This window comes from Anaerococcus sp. NML200537 (assembly GCF_026131715.1).
GTDB lineage: Bacteria > Bacillota > Clostridia > Tissierellales > Peptoniphilaceae > Anaerococcus > Anaerococcus kampingae.
Genome location: NZ_JAMXSL010000059.1, coordinates 1 through 7,412, shown reverse-complemented (window position 1 = coordinate 7,412; position 7,412 = coordinate 1). Strand labels below are relative to the sequence as shown.

Genomic DNA, 7,412 nt, shown 5'->3' with positions numbered 1-7,412 from the left:
ATTATACCTTAAGTTTAAAAAAATCAAATTATTTAAAGCTAGCCTTAAGATAATAAATAGGCATGTTTTTATTTCTAAACTTCCTCTCGTATTCGCTGACTATGGATTTATTTTCAGCTAAATCCCTATCTGTTTCAATCACTTCCATTCCAAATTCCTCCATATAGGATATTGAATCATCAAAAAAGGCTTCATTATCAGTTTTAAGTTCAATTTCACCATTTTCCTTGCAGATTTTCTCATATAATTTTAAGAAATTGGCATGAGAGAGTCTCCTCTTATGGTGACGTGTTTTTGGCCAAGGTGTTGAAAAGTTTAGATAAATCTTTGCTAGTTCACCTTCTTCAAACATATCTAGTAAATTTTCCGCTTTGCCCACTATTCCATAAACATTGGTAAGCTCTTCATTTTCTATCTTTCTACAGGCAACTACAAATGCATTTGTATTCATCTCAAGGGCTAGGTAATTATAGTCAGGGTTAGCACTTGCCTTGCCAACAATAAAATCACCCCTGCCTGCTCCTATCTCGAGAGCTATTGGCTTGTCATCTCTAAAAAGTTCTTTCCACTTACCCTTATGGTTTTCTGGGTCAAATATTATGTATTTACTTTCCTGCATTCTTGGTATAGCATTTGCTTTATGTCTTAATCTCATATATCTCCTCAATAAAAAATTCTAGCAAAGACTTGCCCGCTAGAATTTATATTTCTTTCCTATCTCCCCAAAAACTTGCACCCAAGGTGCCAGGTCCTAGGTGAGATCCTATTGTTGTTCCAATTTCGTATATTTTTATATCATAGCCTTCAAATTTTTCACTTAAGGTCTCTCTTAACTCTTCCGCATCCTCATGTAAATGAGTATGAACTATGAAGATTTCCTTAGGTAAGGATGAATCCTTAGCAATATGGTTTTTGATTTGCCCTATAAGTGCCTTAGTGGCCTTTTTCTTAGTTCTTATCTTATCCCTTACTAGTAGCTTTCCTTCAAGGTTTACTTCTATAAGTGGACAAATATTTAATAAATTTCCAAAAGAACCCGCTGCCTTTGAAAGTCTACCACCCTTAACAAGGTAGGTTAAATCACTTGTAAAAAACCAGCCGTGCACATATTCTCTTTTTTCTTTGGCAAGCTCATAGACTTCTTCAATTGACAAACCTGATTTTCTAAGGTCATTTAAATATAAGACCAGAAGTCCTTGACAAGCTGTGGCAGTGAGAGAATCTACTACATAGATTTTCCTCTCAGGATACTTCTCCTTTAGCATATCAACAGCCATTAGGGCCTGGTTATATTCGCCGGTAATACCAGAAGACAGGGTCAAATGAAGTATGTCCTTATCTTCTTTTAAAAGATTTCCAAAATATTCTATGTAAGATGAGTAGGTTATCTGACTGGTTTTTGTCATTGCACCATCCTTCATTGCTTCATAGAAGTCATTAAAGGAAATACTTTCGCCAAAGTCTTCCTTATAATTTTCACCATCTATTTCATAATTAAAGGCGATCCATCTGATATCTTCCCTATCTAATATTTCTTTATTTATGTCAACAGTAGATGTCGCACTCAGTATAAAATCACTCATATAATTCCTCTCATAATATAAATAATATCATACTTTCAAATAATTTAAATTCAATTTCTTATATATTTTCTATCAATTAAATATGATATTACAAAAGCAAGAAGAGCTGGTATTATCCAAGCAAAACCTATTTTAAATCCTGGAAGAGTATTTTCTCCAAAAGTTAAAATAGAATCTAATAATCCTATATTTTTTATAGGATCAGGTAAAGCTTTTATAAAGTCAAGTAGGGCAAATAAGCTTGTTACACCTAAAGTAATTTGGTAAACTCTCTTTCTCTTACCCATATAAATTGATAAGATTGATAAGCTAATTAGGACAATTGATATAGGATAGATAAACATCAAGACTGGTACAGATAAGGATATTATCTGTTTTAAGCCAAGATTTGCTACCAAAAATGATAAGCCAGTAAAGATATAACAATACTGTTTATAAGAAATATTTATCTTAAACATATCTTCGAACATCTCAGAACAGGCTGATACAAGACCAATAGCTGTCTTTAGGCAAGCTATAAATACTATAACTGACAAAATCAAGTGACCAAGCCCTCCAAGATAATGGCTGGAAATTTTTGCTAAAATTACAGCTCCATTTTCAAAATCATCCATAATATTTGCACTTCCTGCCCCCATAAAGGCAAGGCCTGAGTATATTATAGACATAGCTATTAGACAAACTATGCCAGATTTAAAGGTTTCAAAGGCCATAGATTTCTTGTCACTTACTCCCAAGCTTTTGATGTTTGATATGATTATAATAGCAAAAGCAAGGCCTGCTGGTGCATCTAAGGTATTATAACCATCTACAAAACCTACAGCAAAAGGTGATACTAAGTACTTTGGAGCAGCTCCTTTAGCCCCAATAGGACCCATTGGTTTAAATATTGAAAGGACCAATAAAAGAGACAATAATATTAAAAATATTGGAGTCATATACTTACCTATGGTATCGATTAGGCTTGCCTTTTTAATTGAAAAGAACAAGACTGCCAAGAAAAATACCACAGAAAATATAAAAAGACCGACAGGATTATAAAAACTCTTAAAACCTTCAAATATTACCTCATAGGAGGTGGTTGCTGTTCTTGGTATAGCAAAGCCAGGACCTATGGCTAGGTATAAGAGTGTGGTAAAAAAATAAGCAAACTTCTTGCCCGCTCCCTTTGATAGGTCAAACAAGCTCTCACTATCACTTGCAGCTGTTGCTACTACTGCTAATATTGGCAAGCTTACAGCTGATGCCAAAAATCCAATTGTTACTGGAAATAAATTAGCTCCCGACCTCTGACCTATTTCTAGGGGGAAAATCAAGTTTCCCGCCCCAAAAAATAAGCCAAAAAGTAAGGAACCAATCAATAAATTTTCTGATAATTTTAATTTCTTTCTCATATTAATTCCTTTATTTTGTTAATATGATACATCAATTCACAAAATAATCAATCAACTTATAGGCTTTCTACATATTTTTTAACATCAGCACCAACTAAAATGTCTCCATCATCCTTAAAAAGAATTGGTCTTTTGACAAGCATGCCATCAGTTGCCAAAAGATCATATTTCTCATCAAGACTCATCTCTTTAAGCTTATCCTTTAGATTCATCTGCCTATAGATTTGGCCTGAAGTATTGAAAAATCTCTTTATATCATAGTCTGTAGCCTCATGCCACTTTTTAAGTTCATCCCTAGTCGGATTATCTTCTTTAATATCTCTTAAATCATATTCTACATTTTTCTCATCAAGCATCTTTAGTATGCCCTTGCATGTAGAACACCTATTATAACAAATTATTTTCATTTATTTCCTCCCAAATATTTCATAACAACACTTGCCATAAGGGTTGGCCCATAGATTATTGCATCTTCATTAAATTTGGCCTTGGCGTTATGAAGTGGATAAACTGTTTGATCATCTACCTTACAACCTACCATCATCATAACAGCTGGCACATTTTTTGCTACATTTGCAAAATCATCTGAAGCTGTAACTGCTTCAGCTTTATCAGAATAATTAAAATCTGGATTTTCCTTTTTTATTTCCTTTAATACTTCTACTATATCATCTACCATTTGATCATCATTCATAATAGCAGGTACATCTGATAGTATTTCAAAGCTTGCCTTACCTCTAAAGGCTTTTGCAATATGATCAGCAATTTCAGGAATCCTAGTCTTGATATGTTCCTTACTTTTTTGTGAATAGGTTCTTGTAGTACCTTCAATAATAGCCTTATCTGGGATAATATTTGGGGCATTGCCCGCACTAATGTGGCCTGTAGTAAGGACAGCGCCCTCCCTAAAGGATATTTCTCTAGATACCAAAACTTGAAGAGCATTTACAATTTGTGCTGCAATAAAGGCTGCGTCTACCCCTTTTTCAGGCATAGCTCCATGGGCTCCGTAGCCTTCTACCTCTATTCTAAAGTTGTTATTAGATGTAGCCATCTCACCTTTTTTGATATAAAGTCCAGGTGCAAGAGTTGTATCCATATGAACCATCATAGCCTTTTCTACTTTAGGATTTTCAAGTATGCCTGCATCTATCATCTTCTGACTGCCAGATAGAAGCTCTTCTGCTGGTTGGAACATTAGTTTAACTACTCCATTTATCTTGTCTTCATTTTCCTTAAGAAGCTTAGCTGTTCCTAAGAGCATAGCTGTATGGAAATCATGACCGCACAAGTGACCATTTTCATTTGTGCTCTTGCAAACTACATCAGCTTCTTCTTTTATAGGTAGGGCATCCATATCAGCCCTTAATAGTATACACCTATCTCCCTTGCCAATTGTTGCAAGGACTCCAGATTCTATTGGTTTTGAATATTTAATGCCCATCTTATCAAGTTCATCTGTGACAAGTTTGACAGTATTAGTCATCTCAAAGCCAATTTCAGGATTTTCGTGAAGATTTCTTCTTATTTCTATTAAATAGTCTTTTATCTCTTGTGATTTTTTATAAAAATTCATATTTACTTCCCTTCTTTCACTTAAAATATACCCAAAAACTAGGCTAATCTTTCCATATTTTTCTCTAAAATTTCTATTGGATAAGTAGATTCGATCCTATTTATCAAATCATCAATAATTTTTCTAGCGACCTTATTGGAATTACTAATGGTCACAAAGCCCAAGTGGGCTTTATTAAGGATATCTAGGTCAGAAATTTCTGCTGCAGAAATATTTAAATTCTTTCTAGCATAATCTAAAATTGACCTCACAGTCCTTCTCTTATCCTTAAGAGAAAAGGCGTCAAAGATTACAAATTTTATTTCAAGCAGGTATACATACATCTATATATCCTTATTGTGCTTCTTATCAGCCAGGAAGACTGCAAGTAGTGATGATAGAATCAGATTACCCTTGCCAAAGCAGGTGTACCTTGGCTCCCATAAGCTCGCATACTTTGATTTATAATTTCTAAGCCCTTTAAATGGATAGATGCTATCGGCGTGGCCATAAATAAAGGCTGCAACCCTCTCGCTCAAATAGGCTGACTTGTACTTGCCAACATTGGCTAGAGGTGCCATACCTAGGTTAAAATATTTCATTCCCTCTTCTTGGGCCTTTAAGAAAAGATTTAAAAATAGATAATCCATCATAGAATTGACATTCATATCTGTGTCATACCTCATAAGATCTATGGTCATTACATCCGGGTCATAGTTTGGCATAATATTAGTAAAGGCAGTAACATCACCATCCTTATCATAAACAAGACCAAGCCTTGACTCATTTAAATAATCCCTATCAAAAAATCCTAGGGAAAATCCCTTCTCTTCTCTTCCCTTAAGCCACTTATCTGAAATAATATCAAGCCTGTCAAGAAGCTTATCATCATAAGGAGGGTCTAAGATTTCAAATTTATAACCATCTTTTTCAAACCTATTTAGGATATTTCTAAGAGAGGATTTTTTCCTCCCTGCTAAAGAAAATTCACGGAGGTCAATAAGGGCATTTTCACCAAATTTCATAAAATCAAACCCATAATCGTGCAAATTAAGGGTAAATTTCTCACCCACTTCATAAAAGACTGGATTTAGTGATTTGATATAGGATCTTTCTATAAAATCTAACAGAGCCTCATCCAAGTATGCCCTATCACCAAAGGGCTCACCCATGACAATAATCTTGTTATTTACTATTTGATATAAAAATGCCATGAGCTTTTCGTCATTTTCATTAGTGTAATAATATATATACTTATCATTCAAAAAGCCAAGACCAGCTGTAGTTGATCCTGTTGGAGTATTTTTTTGAACAAAGTCCCTAAATTCTCCTATATCTGGCTCATCACTTATTAAAACATCCTTTTTCATATAGAGAAGAATAAGTTTTAGACATAATAAAACAGCACCTATCAAAATTGAAAAAATTAAAATTTTATTTAGGAAAGGATAATTTTCTAGAAGCTGATCTGAAGCTATATTTTTAAGGTAGATAAAAGCCCAAAAGCCTGCAAAAATCGAATCTATGATTATCTCTTCTACACTAAATACAAAAGCATCCTTTATTAGAGCCTCTCTTGTTAGATAAGAAATAAAGCCTATCAAGAAAAGAGGAACCAAGGTAAAGACTGTATCCCCTATTAGAATTAGATAAAATCCAGTGAAAGCCAAAAGTGGATAAAGTATATTTAAAAATTTCTTTTGCCTATCAAAGGATAGTCTTGCTAGGATTAAAAAGACAAAGCCTAATACAAATTCAAGCAGAGCCCTAACAAGGACAATTGTCATAAAAGAAAATTCATTAAAGGGAAAATAATTTAAATTATCACTCACATTCACACTTAAAAGAAAGCCAAGACCATAAAATCCAATAAAAATCGAATTGATCCTTAGTATGTATTCTCTAGCTAGCTTTAGGGCAAGTTCTCCATAATTATTTCTCAGTGAAATCAAAATATCCTTAAATCTTATAAAGACATAAATAATACCAACTAGCAAAAATATACCAAGAATGAGGCTCGTTTTAAAACCTGTAGCAGTCTTAGCTAAATAATATATAGCCATCAAGACAAGAAACAAAAATATAAAATGTATAAATTTTTCCCTATATTTTTTAAATAATTTCATCTAATCTCCTTTCAAAAAATCTAAAACAAGCCTGTTAAAAATCTCAGGGGCCTTCCTTGCTAACTTATGACCCTGTTTTTTTATAATATAAAGCTTGCAGTCTCTAATGTTTTGGGCAATACCTCTTATGTGAGATAGCCTTATCAAATCATTGGACCCAACAATAATCATAGTTGGATTGTCAATATCTCTAAGGTCCGACTTTTCAAGCTTTAGATCACCAAGCAAAAGCCTTGCTACCCTTTTATTCTTTTTAAAAAATGGCAAAATAGTCCAGACTATATTTTCTAAAATCATAAGGACCTTTGCAAAAGGTGTAATCCAATCAAATCTTGCATTTGGAGCATTAAGAATGAGTTTATTAATCATTTCTCCATGCAACTTATGAAATACAAGGGCAAGATTTGCCCCATCAGAAAAACCTAAGACGTGGGCCTTCTTAAGACCCAAAGCCTGGTAGACTTCCTTTAGGTCATTTGCCATAATTTCAAAACTGAGCTTATCCTTATTATTGTCAGAAAACCCATGGTCCCTAAAATCTATCAAAATAAGATGAAAATACTTAGATAGAAATCCTATCTGATATTCAAAATAAGTCATATCCCCGTCATTACCATGAAGGAGAAAAAGATTTTCACCCTGGCCATATTCCTTATAAAAAATGTGGGTTCCGTCCCTTAATTTTATATAATCATCTTCACTACTTTTCATAAAAGCTCCTTTAATTAATTATATCACTTTCTATTAATAAGTC

Annotated in this window: 8 protein-coding genes; all 8 read right to left on the bottom strand. The window is 33.6% G+C overall.

Translation table 11 applies throughout. The annotated features are described in order from the left end of the window. Nucleotides 1-28: 28 nt before the first annotated feature. The 8 genes from trmB to NH288_RS10895 are packed head-to-tail and all read right to left on the bottom strand — an operon-like array spanning nucleotide 29 to nucleotide 7,369. Entirely contained in the window at nucleotides 29-655 is a 627-nt protein-coding gene (trmB, locus tag NH288_RS10930) for a tRNA (guanosine(46)-N7)-methyltransferase TrmB (protein ID WP_265215320.1), read from the bottom strand. Between the two features lie 46 nt (nucleotides 656-701). Next, entirely contained in the window at nucleotides 702-1,583 is an 882-nt protein-coding gene (locus NH288_RS10925; protein ID WP_265215318.1) for a DegV family protein, read from the bottom strand. Nucleotides 1,584-1,633: 50 nt separating this feature from the next. Then, entirely contained in the window at nucleotides 1,634-2,977 is a 1,344-nt protein-coding gene (gene brnQ, locus NH288_RS10920; RefSeq protein WP_265215317.1) for a branched-chain amino acid transport system II carrier protein, read from the bottom strand. A gap of 56 nt (nucleotides 2,978-3,033) precedes the next feature. Then, nucleotides 3,034-3,384 carry an arsenate reductase family protein gene (locus NH288_RS10915; RefSeq protein ID WP_265215316.1) on the bottom strand — a complete coding sequence of 117 codons (351 nt, stop codon included), beginning with the start codon at nucleotides 3,382-3,384 and terminating at the stop codon, nucleotides 3,034-3,036. Further along, a complete protein-coding gene (locus tag NH288_RS10910) occupies nucleotides 3,381-4,553 on the bottom strand; it encodes a M20 metallopeptidase family protein (protein ID WP_265215315.1) in 1,173 nt (390 codons plus the stop codon). Before NH288_RS10910 ends, NH288_RS10915 begins: the two co-directional genes overlap by 4 nt. A gap of 38 nt (nucleotides 4,554-4,591) precedes the next feature. Next, on the bottom strand, nucleotides 4,592-4,876 hold the full coding sequence (locus NH288_RS10905) for a DUF503 domain-containing protein (protein WP_265215314.1): 285 nt from the start codon (nucleotides 4,874-4,876) through the stop codon (nucleotides 4,592-4,594). Next, nucleotides 4,877-6,658 (bottom strand): phosphatidylglycerol lysyltransferase domain-containing protein, encoded by a 1,782-nt coding sequence (locus NH288_RS10900; protein WP_265215313.1) that lies wholly within the window; start codon nucleotides 6,656-6,658, stop codon nucleotides 4,877-4,879. It abuts the gene before it with no gap. Continuing rightward, nucleotides 6,659-7,369 (bottom strand): alpha/beta fold hydrolase, encoded by a 711-nt coding sequence (locus NH288_RS10895; RefSeq protein ID WP_265215312.1) that lies wholly within the window; start codon nucleotides 7,367-7,369, stop codon nucleotides 6,659-6,661. It abuts the gene before it with no gap. Nucleotides 7,370-7,412: the final 43 nt, after the last annotated feature.

Bases quoted from the DNA above. Each gene is read 5' to 3' on its own strand.
- NH288_RS10915 (WP_265215316.1), bottom strand. From the start codon at position 3,384: ATGAAAATAATTTGTTATAATAGGTGTTCTACATGCAAGGGCATACTA.
- NH288_RS10910 (WP_265215315.1), bottom strand. From the start codon at position 4,553: ATGAATTTTTATAAAAAATCACAAGAGATAAAAGACTATTTAATAGAA.
- trmB (WP_265215320.1), bottom strand. From the start codon at position 655: ATGAGATTAAGACATAAAGCAAATGCTATACCAAGAATGCAGGAAAGT.
- NH288_RS10900 (WP_265215313.1), bottom strand. From the start codon at position 6,658: ATGAAATTATTTAAAAAATATAGGGAAAAATTTATACATTTTATATTT.
- NH288_RS10905 (WP_265215314.1), bottom strand. From the start codon at position 4,876: ATGTATGTATACCTGCTTGAAATAAAATTTGTAATCTTTGACGCCTTT.
- brnQ (WP_265215317.1), bottom strand. From the start codon at position 2,977: ATGAGAAAGAAATTAAAATTATCAGAAAATTTATTGATTGGTTCCTTA.
- NH288_RS10925 (WP_265215318.1), bottom strand. From the start codon at position 1,583: ATGAGTGATTTTATACTGAGTGCGACATCTACTGTTGACATAAATAAA.
- NH288_RS10895 (WP_265215312.1), bottom strand. From the start codon at position 7,369: ATGAAAAGTAGTGAAGATGATTATATAAAATTAAGGGACGGAACCCAC.